Source organism: Paenibacillus sp. ov031 (genome assembly GCF_900143165.1).
GTDB lineage: Bacteria > Bacillota > Bacilli > Paenibacillales > Paenibacillaceae > Paenibacillus > Paenibacillus marchantiae.
The window spans coordinates 100,061-122,518 of record NZ_FRDO01000005.1; the positions used below are offsets into that span (position 1 = coordinate 100,061).

A 22,458-nucleotide genomic window follows, 5' to 3' on the forward strand; every position below is an offset into this window, starting at 1 on the left:
AATGAAATGCTCATTTTTTTTCAGAAATATAGGAAAGAAAACGGCACAAATGACACCGGATCTCCCGGTGCTTATCGTGAAATACTAATTATGTCTCATTCTCGTGCCCTTCTAATCGTCGAATGCCGTTCTGAACCCGTTCACGTAATTCCTCTAGTTCCTCCTGAACGGCGTGAATACTCTGAAGTTTCTGCTCGATCAGTTGCAGCTGGTCATCCAACGTCGTTTCCATCTTGGTGAGCTTCTCGATCCGTTCTCTCACCTCAGTGGTCTGTTGGTAGTCAAAACGCTGTTCGTTCAGCGCATCCGCCGTTGCCACATAGGTATGTAGCTCCTGAAGCGAGAAACCAAGCACTTCCTTCGCCCGAACCACCTTTTTGAGATAATCGATATCTTCCCGGGTGTATAATCGTGTGCCACCGTCCGTCCGCTGAGGTGAAGGCATAACACCGATCTCTTCGTAATACCGAATGGTACGCTTGGTCAAACCACATTCCTTGGCTACGTCATCGATTTTATATAAACTCATTTCCTTCACCTCACTTCAATATGTCTATAATGTTATGTACATAATTATATATATTATTAACGTTAACGTCAACGTTAGATTTTGGACTTGAATATGTAGTATGTCTCAAACAAGAATAAATTATTGCAGTGGTAATTTTTACAACACGTTGTTAAAAGCAGATCTCTGTTATCCTTCGCCTCTATAAGATGCAAAAAAGATCCGCTCGCGCGGATCTTCGTTCAGGTGCGATTTCACATTGTGCCTCTAAGCGCCTTGCTCCTTCTGTTCCTGTTGCTGGACACGCTGCATTTGCTTCAAACGGCCTTCGACTCTGGTAAACAGCCTGAATGTATAGAATCCTATAGCCACAAGACTTAGAACCAAAGCTCGTACATCCGTAAGCCAAAAACCGATTATGCCGAATACCGTAATAATCACACCAAACTGCATCATCAGATTGGCGCTATAACGTTGCGCTTCTTCCCATAACTCAGGATGACTCATTGCTCGCGGAGTACGATAACCATAAACGCCATTAATCCTTTTCGGCGGCTTTTTGTACACCATTAATCCCAGAATGAAATAGCACACTCCGCATATAATCCCAACTACTGCTCCTGCCACAATGTTCTCCCCTAACTCCATTAAAAATACACCACAGATATTAAAACAAAAAAACGGCTCTACGTATATACGAAGAGCCGTCCGGATCGTTTCGTAAAACTTAGATGTCCTTCACGCGCAGTACACGCATGGCGTTCAGGACAGCCAGTACGGTCACCCCTACATCAGAGAATACCGCTTCCCACATGGTGGCAATTCCGAACACACCCAGCAGTAGGAAGATCGCTTTGACACCCAACGCAAAACCGATATTTTGCCAAACAATGGTTCGTGTCCGTTTTGCAATTCGGATCGCACTTGCCAGTCTGGATGGTTCATCCGTCATGATGACAACGTCTGCCGCCTCAATCGCGGCATCCGAACCGAGTCCCCCCATTGCTACACCTACATCGGCACGTGCCAGAACCGGTGTATCGTTAATGCCATCCCCGACAAACACCATTTTCTCTTTCGACGATTTGGCAGCTTCGAGACGCTCCAGCTGTTCGACTTTATGCTGTGGCAGCAGCTCAGCGTATACTTCATCGACACCCAGCTCACGCCCTACAGCTTCACCAACAGCCTTGGCATCCCCTGTCAGCATCACTGTTTTGCGAATACCGAGCTTCTTGAGTGCCTGAATGGCTGCCGCTGCATCATCCTTAACCTCATCGGCAATGATCAGGTGACCGACATACGAACCCGATTCGGCAACGTGCACCACTGTGCCTACGGTTTGTGGAGTCGTGTAGGAGATACCTGCCTGTTCCATCAATTTGGCGTTACCAGCAAGCACTTCACGTCCATCCACACTGACCTTGATGCCATGCCCTGCAACCTCATCGTAATCATCCACACCTTGGGTCCGGATATCTTTTGCCCAAGCTGCGCGAATGGATTCAGCAATCGGATGATTGGAATGAGCCTCGGCAATTGCAGCAAGCTCCATCAATTCATCTTCGTTACGCCCACCTTCAGGGCGAATAGCTGTTACTTTGAAAACACCTTTAGTTAGTGTACCCGTTTTATCGAAAACAACGACTTTGACATCGTTCAAGGCTTCAAGGTAGTTACTTCCTTTGATGAGAATACCGTTACGCGAGGCAGCTCCGATACCGCCGAAAAAACCAAGCGGAATGGAAACGACCAGCGCACACGGACAAGAGATCACGAGGAAGACCAGTGCACGATAGATCCAATCGGCAAATGTCGCACCACTGAGCACCAATGGTGGAACGAGCGCAATCAACGCGGCGAGAATGACGACAACCGGCGTGTAATAACGGGCGAATTTGCTAATAAAATGTTCCGTTTTGGCTTTGCGGCTACTCGCATTCTGCACTAGGTCCAAAATTTTGGATACCGTGGATTCACCAAAAGTTTTTGTTACTTCGATAGTTAACATTCCGTTTTTGTTCACGAAACCACTCAGTACATCACTACCGGGTTCCAGTTCACGCGGAACTGACTCACCTGTCAGAGCGGAAGTGTCCACCATGGAACGACCTGCCTTAACAATCCCGTCCAGAGGTACTCGCTCACCCGCTTTAACCAAAATGCGATCTCCAATACGTACTTCTTCCGGCGACACTCGCTTGGTCTCTTCTCCCGAGCCAATCAGCATATTCGCATAGTCCGGGCGAATATCCATAAGCGACTGGATCGACTTCCTTGACCGATTAACCGCCAGCCCCTGAAACAGCTCACCTAGCTGATAGAAGAGCATGACCGCAACACCTTCGGGGTATTGGCCAATGGCAAACGCACCGATGGTAGCCACGGACATCAGGAAGTATTCATCGAATACCTGACCGCGAATAATATTTTTGAACGCCTGGAGAACGATATCTCCCCCTGCGATCAGATAAGCGACAACATAGAGTGCAAGCTGTGCCCAGCCTTCCAGCGGAGACCAGATCGCGGCTGCTACCAAAATGGAGCCTGCCGCCAGGCGTGCAAGCAGCACCTTTGTCTGCCCAGCGCCATGTTCATGTGAGTGTCCGGCATGCGCATCGTCATGATCGTGACCGTCCGCATGACCGTGATCATGTCCGGCATGACTTCCATGATCATGCGTGTGATCTTGGGCTCCGTGATGATGACCGTGGTCATGGTCATGGGAGTGACCAGCATGATCGTGCCTACTCGGAGTATGCTCATGCGTGTGAGCTCCGCTACCTGCATGTGCGTGCACATTGCCGTTAGCTTGGTTTATTGAATCAGCAGAACCACGACTGCCTTGTGATGATTTACCTTTTTCCGAAATACGAATATGCGGCTCCAGCCGAAGTACTTTGCGCTTCGCTTCTTCCACCACCTGCTCATCCATATCGGATGTGGTGTGCATGGATAAGGTTTTGGTCACAAAATTGACCGAGCAATCGGAAATGCCTTTAATTTTTTTGACGCCATTCTCAATCTTCAATGCGCAGTTCGCGCAATCCAATCCATCCAGCAGCAGTTCCCTTTTCACCTGTTCCTGTCCGGTTCCCATGTGAACTCTCCCCTTTGCAGTACGTAAATCAATATTATTATTCGTAATTTTTACGTTAAAATCAATATATGAGCAATCATTCATATGTTTTGTTAACCCTATTATATGCACGCTTAAACATGAGTGTCAACAATTCCGTTTGATTTTTCATACAGAATATGCTAATAGTAATCATTTCGCTTTAGACGTTTTTTGGATATAATAGGCTTATCGAAGAACATTTGATCAAATCAAAGGTTGAGTTAATATAGGTGGTGATAGGAAATGGAACAACCGGTTAAAGCTCCAGCCGAATGCGACGCGGCCTGCTCTGGAACAGAGGCTGACGTGCAGACCATTCGTGCTTCTCTCATGGATCGCGATACCTCTTCCGAGATGGCTGATTGGTTCAAGGCTTTCAGTGACCCGACACGGCTTCGTATTATTGATGCACTGTTGCAGAAGGAATTATGTGTTCATGATCTGACGGTGCTGCTCGATATGGGACAGTCGGCCATTTCGCACCAGCTGCGATCACTCCGCAACATGCGGATTGTCAAGCGGCGCAAAGAAGGCAAGACCGTGTATTATTCTCTGGATGATACACACATTGAGCAGATTTTCCTGCAGACGCTTCAGCATATTAAACATGGCTAGGCATCAGCCAGCCTGTTCACACAACAGAACCCCCGCCTCTCGGCTGTTAGCCGATGGACGGGGGTTCTGTTGAATTAGGGCACCGTTTTGCCAGAAAAAGAAGTTTATCATGCTCTAGCTACGGGCTTGCCCACTTCGGTTACAGTAGATTGTTATTCTTCGGATCATACAGGCCGGATCGTTCCTTGAACCAGTTGAAGATATGCGACACACATACTTTCAGCACTGCGTATCCCGGAACAGCCAGCAGAATGCCCACTACACCGAACAGATTACCTGAAGTCAGAATGACAAAGATAATCGTGATGGGGTGAATTTTGAGCGTTTTGCCCATAATCTGAGGTGAGATGAATTTACCCTCAATTAATTGCACGATCGTCCACACCGCTACCATCTTCAGCAGCATCACGGGAGAAGTGACCAGAGCCACGATCAGCGCAGGCGTAATCGCAATTGCAGGTCCCAGGTACGGTACAACACTCGTAAACGATGCGATAATCGCAAGAATCAGCGCATAGTCCAGACCAATAATCATATAACCGATGTATAGCAGAATACCTATGCAGAAGCTAACGATAATCTGTCCACGAATGAACGAACTGATCTGGTGATTGATATCTTCCAGCACATGCATTGCACCTGTACGACTCTTGATTGGCAGGAAAGACAGAATTTTCGATGGAAGCTTCTTGCCGTCTTTCAGCAGATAGAACAGGATAAACGGAACCGTTACAATGGACAGCACCGTCTCGGTGAACGCTCCGAGGAATCCGCCCAATTTGTTCCAGGTCGAGTTCAGAATGTCAGTGGCTTTCTGGGAAATCGTGCCCCACCAGTCCTGAGAATTCAAATTGACTGTCTCCTGGAACTGACCGAACAGCTTGCTGCCCGTAAGCTGCTCAAACTGCTGTTTGACCGTCTCACTGTACGTTGGAAAATTTTCAATCAGACTCGTAATCTGGTTACGTACGACCGGAATGACCGCCAGTACCACGACTGTCAGGATGCCCCCGATAGCCAGATATAAGATCAGAATGGACCAGCCACGTTTGATTTTCCATTTCTCCATGACATCCACAATCGGATTCAGCAGGTAATAGAGAATACCCGACAGAATAATCGGCAGCACAATCGTCTTGATCAGCACCGCGAGCGGGTGCAAAACAAAGGATACTTTGGTAAGAACCATCACGTTCAGTCCTACCAGCAGTAAAATTAACAGAAAAAGCACGAACTTATTATTCAGAAAAAATCGTTTAAACCGATCCGGCCAAATGCGGGGTTGCTCGGGTTGCTCCATAGGCGTGTCTTCCTCTCTTATGTATCCTTTATCAAAAGCATAAGCTGTAAACCTGCACGTTTCTTGACTGCGCATAAAGTTGCTTGTACAAGCCAACATATGTATAACACATTGAGTTTATACGTATGGCGCTGTTTAACCGTTTCAAATTAGACCGGTAAGTTCATTTTACCCTAAAAAGAACCTTCTGCCCCATACAACTCCTTTGAATAATTTCCCTACCAAAAAACGGCTCGCCTCCGAAGAGACAAACCGTTAATATGTCAGCGGCATGCGAGCCTTTTGTTCACGTCCGCTGTTGAGTTTATGCTTTTGTTATGCTTTTCCCGCCAGTTGAGCGATCAGCTCATACGAGTGCAGGCGTGCCTGATGATCATAGATCATCGACGTAATAATCAGCTCATCCGCCTGGGTCTGAGCAATAAATGATTCCAGTTGACCACGCACGGTCTCTGGAGAACCGTTCACAGCTGCTTTTAGCGTCTGCTCTACACCAGCTTTCTCACGATCTGTCCATTTGCCTTCCATATCGGCTGGTGGCTGCACCAATCCGGTTGTGCCACGAATAATGTTCAAGAACTGCTGCTGCATCGTTGTGCCAAGCCATGCTGCTTCTTCGTCGGTATCCGCCACGACAGCATTTACACCCACAATAACATGGGGTTCCTTCAAGTAATCGGATGGTTGGAAGCTGCTCCGATACGTTTCAAGTGCAATCCGGGTGTAATCCGGTGAGAAGTGGCTGGCAAAAGCAAACGGCAATCCCAGCTGTCCGGCGAGACGAGCACTGAAATCACTGGAGCCGAGCAGGTAAATCGGGATATTCAACCCTTCACCGGGTACAGCGCGAACAGGCGCGTGATACGATGTAGCAGAAGCATCGAAGTATGCTCTAAGTTCAGCCAGCAATTCGGGGAAATCTTCACCACTGTTCAGGTCTTTACGCAAAGCAAGAGACGTACGTCGGTCACTTCCCGGTGCACGGCCCAGCCCAAGGTCAATACGGCCTGGATACAGTGACTCTAACGTGCCAAACTGTTCGGCAATAACAAGCGGCGCATGGTTAGGCAGCATGATTCCGCCTGATCCGAGACGAATGGTCTTCGTTCCACCTGCAAGGTAACCAATGACAACCGAGGTCGCGGAAGAAGCGATGCCCGGCATGTTGTGGTGTTCCGCTACCCAGTAACGGTGATATCCCCAACGCTCGGCGTGCTGAGCAAGATCCAGACTGTTGCGAAGCGCATCCGCAGGTGTGGCACCTACTACGACAGGAGCCAAATCCAGTATGGACAATTTAACGTCGTTAATAAGTTTTTTATGGGATGAAGCTGTGTTTTCGGTAGACATAATAGAAAGTTCTCCTCTTTGTTCATATTTTTATTTTTGTATATCCAGATATATAGATGTAAAAGCGCAAAAAAATGATGTCACAGAGCTGCTCCTCTAGCCGTTTACATCCGGACGGAATACCCGCCTGCACCTGCATTCTTGCTTCCGTCTCGGCGTCCGGCTTATAGCTCGTGCTGTACGTACTCGGCAAATTGACGAATGGTTTCTTCGTTGCGGCGATAATACGTCCACTGTCCCCTACGCTCGGAGATCAGCAACCCGGCTTTGAGCATGGTCAGCAGATAGCTGGATATGACGGATTGAGCCAGTCCGGCCTTCACCTGAATCGTTCCAACACATATGCCGCTCTTTCCTGCATCCGGATGCTGGGATAACTCCAGCGGTGGAAAGTGTTGCTCCGGGTTTTTGAGCCACAACAGAATCTGTCGACGTGTCTCGTTGGATAATGCTTTGAATATGAGTATAGGTTCCATGGGTAAGATTATACCGCCTTTCTTTCATTTTGCAAACCAAACAGACCGATTCAACGAACGAACCGGCCTGCCAATAAATACAAGTGAATACGTTTAGAACTTGGTGCTGACCGTTTCTTTTACTTGTTCCAGCATGGACTGATAAGCTTAATCAATCCACTGCGTGATTTTATCCAAAGGCTGACGGGATTTCTCGCGTGGCGGATCTTCCGCCCGATAACCGAAGGCTGCCATGACGGAAACATCCCATTGTCCATCCTCAAGCAAACCTTCCTCTTCCAGAATACGATGTACGTCTTCATATCTAAACCCTTCAATTGGGCAGGAATCGATACCAATCAGCGCTGCCGCAGTCATCATATTACCGAGAGCGATGTAGGTCTGTTTGGACGCCCAGTCAAATAAAGTACGCGGGTTCTCAAGCATTCGTTGGTTCTTTTGAAATTTGCCATAAGCTTCACGGGTCAGCTCAAATACGTCATCCGGCATGCCCTTGATTTCTTTCAGCATATATTCCGCGTAAGGCGAGTTATAACTCGCCTCAGACCGCGCCAGAATGACAATAAAATGGCTTGCCTTCGCTAATTGTTTCTGAGCCCCGGAAGAAACTTCGGACAGACGCTTACGGAAGTCCGGGTTCTGCACAATCAGAAATTTCCATGGTTCCAAACCAATTGAGCTTGGCGACAACCGTCCCGTTTCTAGAATAAACTCAAAATCTTCAGCCGAAATGATACGTGAAGCATCAAACTGTTTGGTTGCATGCCGAAAATAGTAAGCGTTCAAAATGTTTTCTTTCGAAATGGCTTTTGCCGAGGCTTCCATATGATCTGCACATCCTTTTCTTGTTTATGTTCCTGTTTATGGTCTGAACTTGAATACCTGAGTATTATTTTAGAGTTTATAATCAAAATATAAAAGTACGCACAATAATGTTTCTTAGTATATAAAAGTAACTATTATTTCTAGCAAGGTTTTTTCGATAATCAAGTGCATGCCCTGTTGTAACAAAAAAACAAGTCGCCATGGATCTGCTGCTCCCCAAGGCGACTTACCTGTAATTCGTATCAGAGATTATTGTGATTACGACAATTATAACTGTTCCATGAACTCATTTTCCGAGATAACCGTAAATCCCTCTTGCCGCAGCAAAGCAGAAGTAACCCCTTCGCCCACGACTTTGTGGTTGGCAAAGTTACCATCGTAGATCATCTGTGTACCGCAGGAAGGACTGAATTCTTTAAGCACCACACAGGTGACATCCAGTTTTTGCGCCCATTCAAGTGTCTGATAGGCTCCTTTAATGTACAGATCCGTGACGTCATTGCCACTCTTCTCAATGACCTTGGCTGTACCTGCCAGCACATCCTTACCCGTACCGCCGATAATTTCAGCTGGCTCCCGCGGGGTGAAAAACCCTCCAAGCAGCTCCGGGCAGACCATCTTTGCCTGTTCCTGCTCCACAAGCTCCTGAATCTTTGCATCCAGACTCGCTGTTCCGTTGTAACGGCAGGCTACGCCAGCAAGACATGAACTCACCAAATATTTCATCGTTATGCTCCTTATGCTCCAATCATCTATTAAATTGATTGTACCATATGAAATCAAGTCTTAGAGAGTATCCCGCTTGATCATTGTGATACGAGCATCTTCATTGTACTCAATCTGAAAGGCATCTGTGGTAGATTCAAGTTCAAATGAAACGATTCCGAGCGTTTCCGGCATACGACGGAGTTTATATGCTTGAAGATCAACATTGAATATTTTCTTGATTATAGGTGCTGCCTTTTCCCTAAGGATGGATTCTTTCATTTCAAGCAGTTCCTTATGATAAGCCTCCATTTCTTCCATAGTATTCAATTCTTTTCTATTATACTTCGCATTCATAACAGAATAACTTAAACCTGACTTTCCTTCAGTTGTTTGCACAAAATAACGATCTCCAAAATTAAAAGTAAATGTATCCTTACCATTCTCATCATCTTTGGTCCGGTGTATGCTCGTCAGATCGGGAGCAGTTTTGCCAGAAAACGCCTCAATGGAATCCTCTGCATTTGCCAAAGCAGTTTGGGAAACTTGATCAGGATCGAGATCACCTGAAACGGAGATCGCTTCATCCTGTAACCAAATAATCTCTCCATAGCTTTTTTTATTCTCTAACGTAAGTGTAGTATACGATTTCGGCTCCAATTCGCCCTGCTTCATTCCCACATATCGATTGGCTGATAGCGGTGTGAGCGCAGGGTCCCCACCAATGCCTTGAAGCAGTGAAGGAATCTGACGCAAATAACGATGCTCCAGCTCATTAGCTGCCATCTCCCGTCTCATCTGTACCTCACGTAGATTGCCTGTTGCCGCATCAAGCCAGATCAACGCATATTCTGCATCGCCTTCTTTTCCAGCCTCGACGGAGACTCTTCCAGAGACAGGCAGGTCCTGCACTTTGGTTATACGTAATTGTTTGCCAAGATAGTCTCGCATCGTGACGGCTACATTCTTTTTCATCTTGTCAGTGAGCAGGCTCATGCCGGCATCATCGGTATATTGCAGCGCTGCTGTGGGATATACTTTTTCAATTACAGGCTCCACAATCTGTCCGTTCCAGAGAATGACCGCCGCTGCCACGGCTGCAATCGTCGTGCACGCAATAACAGCTCTGCGGGAGCGAAGACGGCGTCTGTGTTGATTGGGCAGGGTGTTTTGCTCGGCGGACTTATCCCCAACATCACTCATTTTCTGTGCAGATCCCGATTTGAGCCAGGCTACCTGACGAAGTACGTTCTGTTTATGCTCCTCGGTAAAAGGAGACGCCGCAAACGGCTCCTGTTTGACTACTTTTTCCCATTCGTCATCCATATGTTTCATTCACTTCGCTCCTCCCACTGTTTCCGTACTTTGGCCTTCGCTCTGGACAGTCGCGATTTGACCGTTCCCGCGCTGATGCCCAGCATTTCCGCAATTTCACTCGTCTTAAGCTCATACTTCAGATGCAGCAAAAGCAATTCCCGGAATTTGTCCGGCAGAGCCATGATGATGTCCCAGATTTCGTGAATGTGCTCCCTGCTGATCGCCTCGGCTTCGGCAGAGGGGTGAACCCATTTTCCAGGCTTCATCTCACCCATGCTCGTATTCCCCTGTTCCGTGGGGATTGGCAGTGTCTCTCCCCATAAACTGCTGCGAAAAAATCTGGATTTCCGGTATGTAAATGTCGTGTTCCTAGTGATGGTCAGCAGCCATGTCTTCAATGAGCATTCTCCTCGAAAATGGGCGATCCCGGAATATGCCCGGATAAACACTTCCTGTGACAATTCATCCGCCTGCTCGGTACTTTTGGTCAGAAAGTACGCGTAGTTCCATACATCGTTCCCGTACTCATCCATCATGCTGCTAAGTGTATAATTGTCGATCGTCTGAGCGTGTGCCAGATATTGATAGTCCAACTGATGTTCACCTCACTTAATAAGACTACGTCCATTCGGATTTGGTTCCCAAACGGTTTATTTCTTCTCCCTCTCCTACAAAATAAAATAAACCAGCAAAGTCCAGATGTACTGAACGCGCTGGTCTATCTAGTATAAAACCCATAAACTTCATTTTGATACCGCCGAAGCTGCTGCTCAAGCCTTAACCGCGGCAATCATCAGAAACATCGGCCGACGATTCTCGTCTCGCATACCGGGAACCTGCTCCATCATCTCAGGAGATGGCTTGGACTCGGCTACCTGTTGAATGACAAAACCAGCCTGAATCAATTCATTCAGATGAGTCGCCATCGTCCGATGATATTTCACCACGTCCTGATTCAAAAAGTTCGCTATCCGCTGCCCTTCCTCTTGATAATGATCCACAGGCCAATGCAGTATTTCACCTTGAGCTCCATAATGCCAGTCCTGCTCCGCCCGCGCCGTGAAGATGGGATGTTCCGCAGATAAGACAAACGTACCTCCTTGAACAAGACATGCATTGATTTTGGCGTATACCTGATCCAGACGCTCGATATAATGCAAAGCCAGTGAGCTGATCACTACATCAAATTGTCCGGGTGCAAAATCAATATCCTCAATCGCCATACGCTGGTACTCGATCTGAGGATCATCCGTCATCTCGCGTGCACGTTGCAACATATTTTCAGACAAATCCACGCCAACCACAGAACTAGCGTGTTGCTCACGTGCATATCGACAGTGCCAACCAAAGCCGCACCCCAGATCCAATACGTTCTTGCCCTTTAATTCAGGCAGCATCGTTTGCAGTTCATGCCACTCGCCAGCAGCCTCCAACCCTTGGGTAGATCGAGCCATCTGACTGTAATTGCCGAAAAACTCAGCTTCATCATATTTGTTTTGCTTCATAAAGAGATTCCCTCCCGTGTCATAAAAGATGCTCTATTAACTCTACCATATAAACGATCATCTTTTGGAAAAGTTGCCAACCAAATTCTCGGCATGTTATTATACAGAACGAACGTTCGGTATAATATAATATAGAACGAACATTCAGTATACTAACGGAGGTCATCATGAACACAAATTGGACGCATCCATTAGAAAGGCAATCTGTAGGTAAGGCATTTGTAAGCTACCTCGTGCCTTCCATATTAGGGATGCTCGTTATCGCTTTCAATTTTATTATCGACGGCATTATGGTTGGACACAAACTGGGTTCTACAGCGTTGGCGGGAATCGGGATTGCATCTCCTGTCTATACGCTTTTTGTAGCTATGTCGCTATGGATCGGAATGGGCGGGGCAACCTTGTATTCCACCTATATGGGTAAGAAGGACCCCACGACAGCGAAACAAATCTTCACTAAATCCATTACGATTATTTTGCTGATTACAATGGTTATCGGATATACGGCATATACTTTCAGAGATAAGCTTGTTTTGGCCCTTGGTGCCAATACTGAAACATTCCCGTTTGCTGCAGACTATATGAATATTATGCTGTTGTTCGGTTTTGTCTTCACCATTGAGAATGCACTTACTATTTTTGTTCGTAACGACGGCAATCCCAATACATCCATGTATGCTCAGATTACATTTGCGGTAGCTAATATTGTGCTTAACTATATAACGTTATACGTACTGGAATGGGGCGTTCGTGGCGTCGCGATTGGTACAATTATATCGGCATCTCTGGCGCTTCTTGTGTTGCTGACTCACTTTTTCAGAAAAAATAATAATCTCAAATTCACTCGCTTCAAATGGAATACCAAACTGCTGGCTTCTATTGTACTCATTGGGTTTCCAAGCTTCCTTGCTGAACTAGGCATGTCCGTCTTCTCCATCTCTCACAACATCTCACTGGATCGGATTGCGGGCACGGATGGCGTGGCATCTTTTACAGTTTTGAACTATATTCATGGTGTTGTACTGCTCGCATTTCTCGGTCTAGCCTCCGCTGCCCAACCTTTGGTCAGTTATTATCACGGAGCCAAACAGATGGATCGGGAAAAACAGACCATTCGTTTAGCCTCCAGAACGGCTCTGGCATGTGGGGTCCTGCTGTTACTCGTTGTACAACTGGGCGCACCTTATTTTGTGCAAATCTTCGGGAACTTCAGTGCCAGCGTGACGGATAACGCCGTGTACGGTTTGCGAATATTTACTTTTGCATACTTGTTCATGGGTATTAACTTTGTCATGAGCACGTACTTTCAATCTGTCGGAAATGCCAAAATGGCCATCTGGATTACAGCTGCACGCGAGATGATTATTATGGTTGCTTTGATTGCGATCCTCCCTTCATTCTTCGGTGTTACAGGCGTTTGGCTTGCCGTTCCGCTATCCGAGATGGTGGTTCTGGTGACTATCGGCATGTACTATAAAAAAAGAGCCATCTCTGAACGGATAAACGGTTTAACGATTGAATAAAACATGTACATGTGAACAACCAAAAGACCTGCTTGATCTATAGAGATCAGGCAGGTCTTTTGGTTGAGCCAATCAGCTCCAACTTATCGATTAGCTCGTTGGTTTAAATTATTTTATATTCGGTTTTAAATTAAGTTCTGTATTCCTTCTTATACCCGAATATCAAATCGGCCATTGCTGTCCGTCGTTGCATTTGCAATTTGTTGCGGGGATGCTGCTTGCATACCATTCGTTGGTGGTTTGGCCGGCGGCGCTTCTTTGGTTCCGGTTGTCCCGCTGCTCTGGGAGCTTTGCTGCGAGATTTGAGCTTCGATTTGCTTGATTTGCTGCTGCAGCTGCTTCGTTTTGGTCTCCTTGGTTTTATCATCGTCCTTGCTGGATTGTACTTTCTCCAATTCGGCCTCAAGCTTCGTCTTTTGTTTTTCCAACTCACTTGTGCTGTTCGAACTGGATGAAGACGTGGATATGTAGGATGTCGTGGAACTTGCTGCTGAAGAAATATTCATTGTTGATCTCCTCCTCTTTCTTGGTTCCACTATATCCCATACAGACGATAGGAACGTTAAATTCAACTGAAAGGTTGCTGAATGATTGGCGCCGGCCATTTCTAGTTTTTCGAACAAAGTTACCCGATCCTTTCGCAAAAATTCCTTCCAAGAAGTTTCGTGAATTTTCGAGGGCTTGATTCCCCCCAAAAAGCCTTTCTAAATCAGCCTTTATCAGGCGTTTTGAAAGAACTTACGAAGCTTCAACGAAGGTAGCGCTTACAAACATCCAAAAAAAGGGTTGATAATTGAGAAACCATCCACTATGATAATCTCATCAGTCCGGATAATAAAGTTAAAGCACTTTAACTTTCAATTACATAACATCACATGAAACCTTTTAATTTCGGGGAAACTCAACTACGAAAGTTAAAGCGTTATAACTTTATATCATTTAGAAAGGTTGGTGTTTATGTGACCCATCGCGAAAGCCGGCGGCAGACATTTTACATGTACCTCTTCATCTCTCCATGGCTTATCGGTTTCTTCGTGTTTGCCTTGTATCCGATTCTGTCATCCCTTTATTACAGCTTTACGGACTATGACATTATCCACCCGCCGAAATATGTCGGACTCGCGAATTACAAAGAAATGTTTCAAAATGACCTGTTTTGGAAATCTGTTGTCGTAACGGTGCGCTATACCTTTATCAGTGTACCGATCCAGCTGCTGCTGGCACTTGGATTTGCTCTCCTGCTCAATGCGAAAATACCATTCCGCGGATTTTTTCGCACGGCCATGTATTTTCCGAGCATGGTATCCGGCGTCGCCATGTCCTTGCTGTGGTACTGGATTTTCAACCCATCGATCGGTCTGTTCAATTACGTGCTGTCCTGGTTCGGCATTAGCGGCCCAGCCTGGCTCATGAGCCCCGATTATGCGCTTTACGCTCTGATGATTATGTCCTTCTGGACGGTGGGCTCAGGCATGATTTTGTTCCTTGCGGGACTTCAGGGTGTTCCTTCAAGCCTCGTGGAAGCCGCCAAGCTTGACGGTGCGGGACGTTTCCGGATTTTCCTGAACGTAACGCTGCCCATGATTTCACCGGTACTTTTGTTCCAACTGATTATGGGCGTCATTGATTCCTTCCAAGTATTTACGCAGGCGTATGTAATGACCCAAGGGGGTCCAAACTACTCGACCTGGTTCTACGTTTACAACCTGTACACCAGCGCCTTCAAGGAATACAGAGCGGGCTACTCCTCGGCACTCGCTTGGGTACTGCTGATCGTCGTCATGGCGTTTACAGCGCTTATTATCAAACTCTCGAACCGTTATGTTCACTATGAAGGAGGCGGACGCAAATGAGTACGATTCCGACTGCCGGCCCAGGGGCTTCACCTTCTGTGAATAAACGCCGGCGCAAAATCGATGCGGTTAGCATTGCCAGCTTCATTGCCCTGGTGGTCACCACCTTTCTCATGCTCCTCCCTTTGTTTTTCATGGTCTCTACCTCACTGAAATCGAAGAAGGAACTGCTGACGTTTCCTCCGACCTTTCTGCCGGAGTCCTGGCAGTGGAGTAACTACAGAGAAATTTTCGACACGCTGAACTTCGGTCAAATGTATATGAACAGTCTCATTATCGGCATTTTGACTGTTGTCGGCACCCTGTTTTCGTCGGCGCTTGCAGGATATGGCTTCGCCAGATATCGGGGCAAGGGCAGCAACTTGTGGTTCATGCTCATGCTCAGCACCATGATGCTTCCATATCCAGCGATTATGATCCCACAGTTCATTCTCTTTTCCAAGCTGAACTGGATCGATACCTTCCTGCCGCTGATTGTCCCTGCATTTTTCGGTTCAGCATACAACATCTTTTTGCTGCGACAGTTCTTTACCACGCTGCCGGATGAGCTGTTTGACGCCGGACGTATCGATGGCTGCAGCGAGTTCCGGATGTGGCGACAGATTGCTTTGCCTCTGTCTGGTCCAGCACTTGCAACCGTTGCGATCTTTGCCTTCATCTACAGCTGGAATGACCTTTTGACACCTGTGCTCTATTTAAGCTCATCGGATAAGTTTACGCTTCCGGTCGGTATGTCTTCCTTCACATCTTCGCGTTTCCGAATTCCGCCGTGGCATCTGCTCATGGTCGCCTCCGTACTCGCCATGCTGCCGATCGTGACCCTGTTTGCGATAGCCCAGAAGCGGTTTGTGGAAGGAATTGTACTTACAGGCATCAAGTAAAGACTCCGCCGCAGGGGCGGCAAAAAACTTGAATATATGGGGGACTGTAATTCATGAAAACGATAAGGATCAAAAAGTCTTTTACACTTTTGCTTGCGACCAGCATGCTCGTCGTATTGGCTTTGTCCGGCTGTAGCGGCGGCAAATCAGCGGGAGATGTCGTACCTGGTAACGATGGCGATAGCGCTAACTCAGAAGGGCAAGTAACCATAACGCACTACACCATCGATTCCGAGGATCGCACCTTTATCGAAAAGCTCGTTCCGGATTTTGAAGCCCAACATCCGAATATTAAGGTGAAAATCGAGAAAGCTCCTTACGAGCAGTTCGACAGTAAACTCCAAACGCTGATTGCCGGGGGCAAATCGCCTGACGTCACAAGCCATTATGGATACGGCGGTTTTGCAGAGTATTACAACAAAGACATGCTGCTTGATATGAACGACATTATTAAGGAAGACGGATTTAAGGCGTCCGACTACAACATCCCGGATGATCTTATGAAAATCTACACCGTCAAAGACCAAGTCTACGGTATTCCGGTCAACATGTACGTCTCTCTGATGCTCTACAACAAAGACATGTTCGATGCTGCCAACGTTGCTTATCCTCCAAGCGATTACGAGGACAAGAGCTGGACGTTTGACAAAATGGTCGAAGACGCGAAGAAAATGACGCATGTATCCAATGATATTGCCAAAACTCAATATGGCGTTGACTTCACATGGTCCGAGCGCGATATGCGCCCGCTCTATTTCGGAGCTGAACCCTACTCCCAGGATACCTGGACCAACGGCGGCGTACCATCCGAGACTTATTTTGATTCGCCTGAAGTCATCGCAGCCTATAACAAGTTGTTCAACCTGATCTTAAAAGATAAAGTGTCTCCGACAACGGAATGGAGCAAAAGCGTAGCGGGGCAAAACGGCGATGCGTTCGTAACCGGCAAGGTGGGTATGACCGTCAGCGGCTCATGGAGCCTTGCGGGCTCCAATGACTTTCCTTTCAAGGTTGGCGTGGCTGCAGTGCCTGCCGGCGGCAATGACAAGGTCCGCAGCGTGCTGTTCGTCGATCCGCTCTTGATTCTGAAGGGCTCCAAACATCCGAAGGAAGCTTTTGAATGGATCAAGTATCTGGTCAGCGACGAAATTCAGGAAAAATCCATCGACCTGAGCGGTGGTAACCCTCCAGTGAATACGAAGGCAGCCGAAACCTATTACAAGCATTTTGATGGCATCGATGCGGCAGATGTGAAGAAGGTTTACGAAGGCGCTGTGAAATACGGCTTTGAATCCTATAACCACCTGATCACCCACTATTCTCAGATCAACGACATGTTCATTAATGAGATGCAGCCGATCGATACCGGACACAACACCGTTGAAGAAGTGATGCCGACGATTCAGAAAAAGGTCATGGAAATTATCAAACGTTAACGCTAGACATTGTGCCGTCCTGCAAGGGGCGGTGCATCTATCAAATTAGCTTCGCGGCTAAGCCTCCGTACATGTATACTATTGTTAAGTCAATATAAAGTACGGAAAATCTGCCGCAAGGAGAATAAACAATGAAGGTTAGTATATTTGATGTTGCAAAGAAATCAGGGCTGTCCGTCGTAACGGTCTCACGCGTCTTAAACGGTGCCGAATCCGTGCGAGAGAAAAATAGGCAAAAGGTTCTGGAAGCCATCAAGGAGCTCGATTACCATCCCAACGCTGCTGCGCGGAGTTTAGCTCGCGGTAAGACAGGAATCGTCGGCTTGATCATGACCACTCTTCAGGATTCCTTCTTCGACACCGTCGTTAAAGAGCTGAACGAAGTGCTTGCACTTCACGGCTATTTTCTGGCCGTTTCGGTCTCTACCGGCATTGGCTCCGATGAAACCCATTACCTGATCCAGGAGGACCGGGTAGACGGACTTATTCTGCTCTCGCCGATGGAAGAGGATAACTACATCGTGGAACTGAAGCGGCGCAATATTCCTTATGTCCTAATCGACAATCAGAAGCCGGAGAATGATACTTTTTCGGTAACGATCGATAACTACAAAGGTGGCTATGCCGCTACGAAGCATCTGCTTGATCTCGGCCATACCTCCATCGCGCACTTAAGCGGACAAAACATGTTCCGCAGTACGAGAGAGCGTCGCAGCGGTTTCCTGCAGGCACTTAAGGAAAAAGATCTGGCTCCATTTGAAATGATCACGGGCGATTTCGAAATCGATTTTGGTTATGACATCTGCCGCAAATGGCTGCGTGAGGGACGCCTGCCTTCCGCGGTGTTCGCGGGCGATGATCATATCGCGCTTGGGGTCGTGAACGCCCTCATGGAAGAAGGCATCAAGGTGCCTGAACAGGTAGCTATCGTCGGCTATGACGATCAGTATATTTCATCCAAGCTGCACCCCCATCTGACAACGGTCCGGCAGCCTGCCGACCGCATTGGGGTCGCCGCTGCGGATATGCTGTTGAAACGCATGGACGGTACGATGAAACGCGGGGCTAATGTAAGGATCGATCCTGAACTCATCGTGAGAGAATCTACTGGATCACCAACAAAAGGTACAACCGGATAAAAAATATAACCTTATATATAGGAGTGACGACCATTGGCTTACTACTTGGGAATCGATGGGGGAGGAACAAAAACATACGCCCTGCTGACCGATGACTTCGGCAATGTGCTTGGCAAAGGCGTGGGCGGCAACGGCAATCACCAGATTGACCGCGCCTTGGCCGCACAAAGCATACGGGAAGCTGCAGAAGGAGCTCTAAACGAAGCAGGACTGCGGATTCATGAAATCTCGCACACCTATTTCGGACTTGCAGGCGCAGATCGGGAGGTAGATTACCGAATCCTGCACCCTCTGGTTCAAGGAATCGGATTCACCCAGAACTACTCGATTAACTGTGACACGATGATCGGTCTGCGCGCAGGTACGAACCGGCCTTACGGGGTCGCGCTGATCTGCGGCACAGGCACCAACTCCGCAGGCCGCAATCCGGCAGGAGAACATATACAGGTCGGCGGTTTTGATTATATGTACGGTGATTTCGGCGGTGGCGGTTCCCTCAATATTGAGGTGTTCCGCTCTGTCATCCGTTCTTGGGACGGCCGTGAGCAGCCAACGCTCCTAACTCCCCTGCTGCTGAACTTCCTTGGATATGACAGTGTCAGCGACATGTTCGATGACTTTCAGGATCACGGCAAGCATGTGCCTGTCCATGTAGCAAAGCTGCTATTTGAAGCTGCCGCAGAGGACGATGCTGTAGCTCTGGAAATTCTGAACCGTCAAGGCGTAGAGCTTGGCAAATCAGCGGCTGCGGTTATCCACAAACTTGGAATGGAAAAGGACGCCTTTGACGTTATACTGGCAGGAAGTCTGCTAACAAGGGGAGATCGCGGCTGGATACGCAGCAAAATTGCACAGACTGTTGCAACCATCGCTCCAAATGCGACCATCGTAACGTTGGCCACCGAGCCTGTTGTTGGTGCCTTATGGTCTGCTATGGATGCGGCCGGACATGCGGTAAGCCAGGATGTATATGACAAAATGCGTGCCTTCCGTGACTTCGAACATATTAATCAAACAACAAGATAAACGTCTATAAACAATGTCATCATAAAAAATTCTTAAAAGACTGGAGTGTGTAAAATGGCATATGAACAAGGACTGAAAATAGCGGTAATCGGTGGTGGATCTTCCTATACTCCGGAGCTCGTTGAGGGGTTCATCCTTCACCATGCCGAGCTTCCTGTACGAGAGCTGTGGCTAGTAGATATTGAGCCGGGACAGCGCAAACTGAATATTGTCGGCAACTTGGCCAAACGCATGGTGGAGAAATCGGGTCTGCCGATTGAAGTACATTTGACGTTCGACCGCCGCGAAGCCATCAAGGGTGCGGACTTCGTCAGCACTCAAATGCGTGTCGGTATGCTTGACGCCCGTGGCCGCGATGAATCCATTCCCCTGAAATACGGCGTGATCGGTCAGGAAACCACTGGTCCCGGAGGCATGATGAAGGCGCTGCGGACGATTCCGGTCCTGCTTGATATCTGCCGTGATATTGAAGAACTCGCTCCTAATGCCTGGCTGCTGAACTTTACGAATCCGGCGGGTATGGTCACGGAAGCCATTCTGAAGTATTCCAACGTTAAAAGCATTGGTCTCTGTAATGCACCAATCGGCCTAATCAAGCAAACCTCAGCCAAATACGGCGTAGAAGCGGACCGCGTCTATGCCGAGTTTGTTGGCCTGAACCATCTCCACTGGATTACGCGTATTGATGTGAATGGAGAAGACAAACTGGATGACATGCTGTCCGATACGGCCGGTTACAGCGCGAAGAACGTGCCTGCACGGGAGTGGAATCCGGAATTCCTGCAATCCCTGCATGCCCTGCCTTCCTACTATTTGAAATATTTCTATATGACCGACGCCATGCTCGAAGAGCAGCTGGAATCCTTACAAAAAGGCGGCAACCGTGCGGAAGTGGTTAAACGCGTCGAAGAAGAACTTTTCGAGCTTTACAATGACCCGGACCTGAAAGATAAACCGAAACAGCTGGAACAGCGGGGCGGCGCCTTCTATTCCGAAGCAGCCGTGAACCTGATGCGCTCACTCTACAACGGAACGAATGACATTCAGACGTTGAACGTAGCCAATCAAGGTATCATTGATTTCCTGCCAGACGATGCCAGCATTGAAGTCAACTGCGTGGTCACCAAAACCGGTCCACTGCCCCTGCCGTTGACCAAGGTTCCTCCAATGGCAGTTGGACTGATCCATGCGGTTAAAACCTATGAGCGCCTCGCCATCGATGCTGCCGTGACCGGCGATCGTGGATTGGCCATACAGGCATTGGTCCATCATCCTTTGGTCCCTTCGGTCGAAGTGGCGATTCAGATGCTGGATGAAATGCTCGAAGCCAACAAGGAATATTTGCCGCAGTTCTTTACTGAATCTGCAGCTAATGCATAATTCGGCTATCATCCATTCGTCCTGATACCATAAGAAAAACGTCTATCGACGTACTTTCACATTAAGAGAAACCGCCATATCCCAGAATTTCCTGAGATATGGCGGTTTGTTGTTTCTAGGCATTTTCCATCTATAAGGCTTTCTTAAATCAATCATTAAATACATTCTCCTAGCTCTCTATCCATAAAAAAAGCAGGCCGGGAGCTAATCTCCCGGCCTGCTTGCATATGAGCAATCATCGGATTATAAGTTGCTTAGTATGTCCACCAGTTGCCGGACATCACGATCATAGAGAACAGCTTGATGCTATCTTCATAGTAGCCTTCATTGGAGCTGCCGGCCGTTTTGGTCCAGACGGAATTCAGCCAGTTTTGGTTCACGGACGAGGTCATAGCGCTGACACCAAACGGTGCATAGAACGCGCCGCTGCCGCCGGAACCTGTAACCGTGCCGTTGAGTTTATAACCATCCTTTACGTTGCTAGGATTACCGCTTACTTTGGTTGAGATCCAGCTATTCATTTGATTGAGCTGACTGAGTGCCCGGCTGTCACCAGTCATCAGGTAATCCGTTGCGATCCGCCAAGGCGTACGACACGAATTGTAATCGTAGCTGCCGTCGTTCGCCCCTTCCAGAAAATCGGCTGAAGCTGGCTTGTACGTCGAGCCCGACAGAACGACGAAGTCTGGAAGCAATCCGGTTGATGAGCTGTACCCGTTGTATAAGGAGTTGACAATGGTATAGGTTTTGTCGATCACGTTCGCCCATCTGGCATCACCCGTTGCTGCCTGGAACGCCTTCAAGTGATTCAGCATAAAGTCCGATGGACGGGTAGCATTTTTGAACGTATTATCCGTTGCCCAGTCGCCAAGACGCAGCGTCCATTGGGACTGATTCACGTCACTTTGCATGATGGCATTGATAATGTCCTTGCCGGCCTGAAGGTAGTTGATACTGCCGCTGCTACCCCACTGCTTGTCCGCAAGCAGGAGCGAATAAGCAATGTCCATGTCTCCATCCGTGGCCGAGTCGGCGCCTTCAATGTTCTGGAAGCTGCTGTTTTGTTTCCATGCCATCAATTTCGAATTATTGGCGCTCGGATGCGCTTTATAATATTGATAAAGTCCGTCGAAATAGGTCTGCGCATTGCCGTCATAACCGGCCATTATAACAGTTGCCAGCATTCCGTACCCGTGTGCCTCAGATACGGTATCCCCGTTGGACTGATACTTCACATAATACTTGCCTGTGCCCGCCGTTTTCAGATAAGCCGATTTCCAGCTGTCCCATTTCGCTTTCACGGAGCTATCCATCGCACTTTGCGTAACATGGTTAGGCTTGATCGAGCCGCTGGTATATGTCGTGTGCTGCGGAAACGGCTTGTTTGGAGCGGCGAAAGCAAAGCTCGCCGGAATCAGAAGAAAAGCGAGACAACACATCATAACAGCCTTGCTGCTAACCGAAAATCCCCTATTTTTTCTCATAAATTTACGCTCCT

At 47.8% G+C, this 22,458-nt stretch carries 21 protein-coding genes; 8 read left to right on the forward strand and 13 right to left on the reverse strand.

Annotated features, from left to right (window positions below; translation table 11 throughout):
- Positions 1 to 88: 88 nt before the first annotated feature.
- The 3 genes from BUA17_RS20795 to BUA17_RS20805 form a co-directional block, all read right to left on the reverse strand.
- Positions 89 to 529, reverse strand: coding sequence for a helix-turn-helix domain-containing protein (locus BUA17_RS20795; protein ID WP_063567805.1), 441 nt, complete (start codon positions 527 to 529; stop codon positions 89 to 91).
- A gap of 246 nt (positions 530 to 775) precedes the next feature.
- Positions 776 to 1,135 (reverse strand): SdpI family protein, encoded by a 360-nt coding sequence (locus tag BUA17_RS20800; protein ID WP_161490650.1) that lies wholly within the window; start codon positions 1,133 to 1,135, stop codon positions 776 to 778.
- 100 nt (positions 1,136 to 1,235) lie between these two features.
- Entirely contained in the window at positions 1,236 to 3,608 is a 2,373-nt protein-coding gene (locus tag BUA17_RS20805; RefSeq protein WP_072734866.1) for a heavy metal translocating P-type ATPase, read from the reverse strand.
- 264 nt (positions 3,609 to 3,872) lie between these two features.
- On the opposite strand from BUA17_RS20805, the gene BUA17_RS20810 reads away from it, so the two are divergent.
- On the forward strand, positions 3,873 to 4,244 hold the full coding sequence (locus BUA17_RS20810) for an ArsR/SmtB family transcription factor (RefSeq protein ID WP_072734867.1): 372 nt from the start codon (positions 3,873 to 3,875) through the stop codon (positions 4,242 to 4,244).
- A gap of 139 nt (positions 4,245 to 4,383) precedes the next feature.
- On the opposite strand, the gene BUA17_RS20815 is transcribed toward BUA17_RS20810, so the two are convergent.
- The 8 genes from BUA17_RS20815 to BUA17_RS20850 form a co-directional block, all read right to left on the reverse strand.
- A complete protein-coding gene (locus BUA17_RS20815) occupies positions 4,384 to 5,544 on the reverse strand; it encodes an AI-2E family transporter (RefSeq protein WP_063567801.1) in 1,161 nt (386 codons plus the stop codon).
- A 315-nt stretch (positions 5,545 to 5,859) separates the two neighbouring features.
- Positions 5,860 to 6,894, reverse strand: a complete 1,035-nt coding sequence (locus tag BUA17_RS20820; RefSeq protein ID WP_063567800.1) for an LLM class flavin-dependent oxidoreductase — start codon at positions 6,892 to 6,894, stop codon at positions 5,860 to 5,862.
- A gap of 164 nt (positions 6,895 to 7,058) precedes the next feature.
- Positions 7,059 to 7,370, reverse strand: a complete 312-nt coding sequence (locus BUA17_RS20825; RefSeq protein ID WP_063567799.1) for an ArsR/SmtB family transcription factor — start codon at positions 7,368 to 7,370, stop codon at positions 7,059 to 7,061.
- A gap of 147 nt (positions 7,371 to 7,517) precedes the next feature.
- Positions 7,518 to 8,195, reverse strand: a complete 678-nt coding sequence (locus tag BUA17_RS20830; RefSeq protein ID WP_072734868.1) for an NAD(P)H-dependent oxidoreductase — start codon at positions 8,193 to 8,195, stop codon at positions 7,518 to 7,520.
- Positions 8,196 to 8,462: 267 nt separating this feature from the next.
- The gene (locus BUA17_RS20835) at positions 8,463 to 8,921 is read right to left on the reverse strand and encodes a 2-thiouracil desulfurase family protein (protein ID WP_072734869.1); all 459 of its coding nucleotides are present in this window, start codon (positions 8,919 to 8,921) and stop codon (positions 8,463 to 8,465) included.
- Positions 8,922 to 8,981: 60 nt separating this feature from the next.
- Positions 8,982 to 10,235, reverse strand: a complete 1,254-nt coding sequence (locus BUA17_RS20840; RefSeq protein WP_072734870.1) for a hypothetical protein — start codon at positions 10,233 to 10,235, stop codon at positions 8,982 to 8,984.
- On the reverse strand, positions 10,232 to 10,810 hold the full coding sequence (locus BUA17_RS20845; protein ID WP_083584802.1) for an RNA polymerase sigma factor: 579 nt from the start codon (positions 10,808 to 10,810) through the stop codon (positions 10,232 to 10,234). The genes BUA17_RS20840 and BUA17_RS20845 overlap by 4 nt, the downstream gene beginning before the upstream one ends.
- Before the next feature lie 177 nt (positions 10,811 to 10,987).
- Entirely contained in the window at positions 10,988 to 11,722 is a 735-nt protein-coding gene (locus BUA17_RS20850) for a class I SAM-dependent methyltransferase (RefSeq protein ID WP_072734871.1), read from the reverse strand.
- Positions 11,723 to 11,889: 167 nt separating this feature from the next.
- On the opposite strand from BUA17_RS20850, the gene BUA17_RS20855 reads away from it, so the two are divergent.
- Positions 11,890 to 13,245, forward strand: a complete 1,356-nt coding sequence (locus BUA17_RS20855) for an MATE family efflux transporter (RefSeq protein ID WP_063567794.1) — start codon at positions 11,890 to 11,892, stop codon at positions 13,243 to 13,245.
- A gap of 149 nt (positions 13,246 to 13,394) precedes the next feature.
- On the opposite strand, the gene BUA17_RS20860 is transcribed toward BUA17_RS20855, so the two are convergent.
- Positions 13,395 to 13,751 carry a FlxA-like family protein gene (locus BUA17_RS20860; RefSeq protein ID WP_072734872.1) on the reverse strand — a complete coding sequence of 119 codons (357 nt, stop codon included), beginning with the start codon at positions 13,749 to 13,751 and terminating at the stop codon, positions 13,395 to 13,397.
- A gap of 453 nt (positions 13,752 to 14,204) precedes the next feature.
- Between BUA17_RS20860 and BUA17_RS20865 the strand changes: the two genes are divergently transcribed.
- The 6 genes from BUA17_RS20865 (at position 14,205) to BUA17_RS20890 (ending at position 20,960) form a co-directional block, all read left to right on the forward strand.
- Positions 14,205 to 15,098: a carbohydrate ABC transporter permease gene (locus tag BUA17_RS20865; RefSeq protein ID WP_162493574.1), complete on the forward strand. Its 894-nt coding sequence runs from the start codon at positions 14,205 to 14,207 to the stop codon at positions 15,096 to 15,098.
- A complete protein-coding gene (locus BUA17_RS20870; protein ID WP_063567787.1) occupies positions 15,095 to 15,979 on the forward strand; it encodes a carbohydrate ABC transporter permease in 885 nt (294 codons plus the stop codon). Before BUA17_RS20865 ends, BUA17_RS20870 begins: the two co-directional genes overlap by 4 nt.
- 53 nt (positions 15,980 to 16,032) lie before the next feature.
- The gene (locus BUA17_RS20875) at positions 16,033 to 17,415 is read left to right on the forward strand and encodes an ABC transporter substrate-binding protein (protein ID WP_072734873.1); all 1,383 of its coding nucleotides are present in this window, start codon (positions 16,033 to 16,035) and stop codon (positions 17,413 to 17,415) included.
- 131 nt (positions 17,416 to 17,546) lie between these two features.
- Positions 17,547 to 18,554, forward strand: coding sequence for a LacI family DNA-binding transcriptional regulator (locus BUA17_RS20880; protein ID WP_063567785.1), 1,008 nt, complete (start codon positions 17,547 to 17,549; stop codon positions 18,552 to 18,554).
- A 33-nt stretch (positions 18,555 to 18,587) separates the two neighbouring features.
- On the forward strand, positions 18,588 to 19,580 hold the full coding sequence (locus BUA17_RS20885; RefSeq protein WP_072734874.1) for an N-acetylglucosamine kinase: 993 nt from the start codon (positions 18,588 to 18,590) through the stop codon (positions 19,578 to 19,580).
- Positions 19,581 to 19,634: 54 nt separating this feature from the next.
- Positions 19,635 to 20,960: a 6-phospho-beta-glucosidase gene (locus BUA17_RS20890; RefSeq protein ID WP_072734875.1), complete on the forward strand. Its 1,326-nt coding sequence runs from the start codon at positions 19,635 to 19,637 to the stop codon at positions 20,958 to 20,960.
- Positions 20,961 to 21,214: 254 nt separating this feature from the next.
- Here BUA17_RS20890 and BUA17_RS20895 read toward each other — a convergent pair whose 3' ends face one another.
- Positions 21,215 to 22,444, reverse strand: coding sequence for a family 8 glycosyl hydrolase (locus BUA17_RS20895; RefSeq protein WP_072734876.1), 1,230 nt, complete (start codon positions 22,442 to 22,444; stop codon positions 21,215 to 21,217).
- Between the last annotated feature and the right edge of the window lie 14 nt (positions 22,445 to 22,458).

Excerpts from the sequence above, each read along its gene's own strand:
- BUA17_RS20795 (WP_063567805.1), bottom strand. The coding sequence starts at position 529 with ATGAGTTTATATAAAATCGATGACGTAGCCAAGGAATGTGGTTTGACC.
- BUA17_RS20805 (WP_072734866.1), bottom strand. The coding sequence starts at position 3,608 with ATGGGAACCGGACAGGAACAGGTGAAAAGGGAACTGCTGCTGGATGGA.
- BUA17_RS20810 (WP_072734867.1), top strand. The coding sequence starts at position 3,873 with ATGGAACAACCGGTTAAAGCTCCAGCCGAATGCGACGCGGCCTGCTCT.
- BUA17_RS20815 (WP_063567801.1), bottom strand. The coding sequence starts at position 5,544 with ATGGAGCAACCCGAGCAACCCCGCATTTGGCCGGATCGGTTTAAACGA.
- BUA17_RS20820 (WP_063567800.1), bottom strand. The coding sequence starts at position 6,894 with ATGTCTACCGAAAACACAGCTTCATCCCATAAAAAACTTATTAACGAC.
- BUA17_RS20825 (WP_063567799.1), bottom strand. The coding sequence starts at position 7,370 with ATGGAACCTATACTCATATTCAAAGCATTATCCAACGAGACACGTCGA.
- BUA17_RS20830 (WP_072734868.1), bottom strand. The coding sequence starts at position 8,195 with ATGGAAGCCTCGGCAAAAGCCATTTCGAAAGAAAACATTTTGAACGCT.
- BUA17_RS20835 (WP_072734869.1), bottom strand. The coding sequence starts at position 8,921 with ATGAAATATTTGGTGAGTTCATGTCTTGCTGGCGTAGCCTGCCGTTAC.
- BUA17_RS20840 (WP_072734870.1), bottom strand. The coding sequence starts at position 10,235 with ATGAAACATATGGATGACGAATGGGAAAAAGTAGTCAAACAGGAGCCG.
- BUA17_RS20850 (WP_072734871.1), bottom strand. The coding sequence starts at position 11,722 with ATGAAGCAAAACAAATATGATGAAGCTGAGTTTTTCGGCAATTACAGT.
- BUA17_RS20855 (WP_063567794.1), top strand. The coding sequence starts at position 11,890 with ATGAACACAAATTGGACGCATCCATTAGAAAGGCAATCTGTAGGTAAG.
- BUA17_RS20860 (WP_072734872.1), bottom strand. The coding sequence starts at position 13,751 with ATGAATATTTCTTCAGCAGCAAGTTCCACGACATCCTACATATCCACG.
- BUA17_RS20870 (WP_063567787.1), top strand. The coding sequence starts at position 15,095 with ATGAGTACGATTCCGACTGCCGGCCCAGGGGCTTCACCTTCTGTGAAT.
- BUA17_RS20875 (WP_072734873.1), top strand. The coding sequence starts at position 16,033 with ATGAAAACGATAAGGATCAAAAAGTCTTTTACACTTTTGCTTGCGACC.
- BUA17_RS20880 (WP_063567785.1), top strand. The coding sequence starts at position 17,547 with ATGAAGGTTAGTATATTTGATGTTGCAAAGAAATCAGGGCTGTCCGTC.
- BUA17_RS20890 (WP_072734875.1), top strand. The coding sequence starts at position 19,635 with ATGGCATATGAACAAGGACTGAAAATAGCGGTAATCGGTGGTGGATCT.
- BUA17_RS20895 (WP_072734876.1), bottom strand. The coding sequence starts at position 22,444 with ATGAGAAAAAATAGGGGATTTTCGGTTAGCAGCAAGGCTGTTATGATG.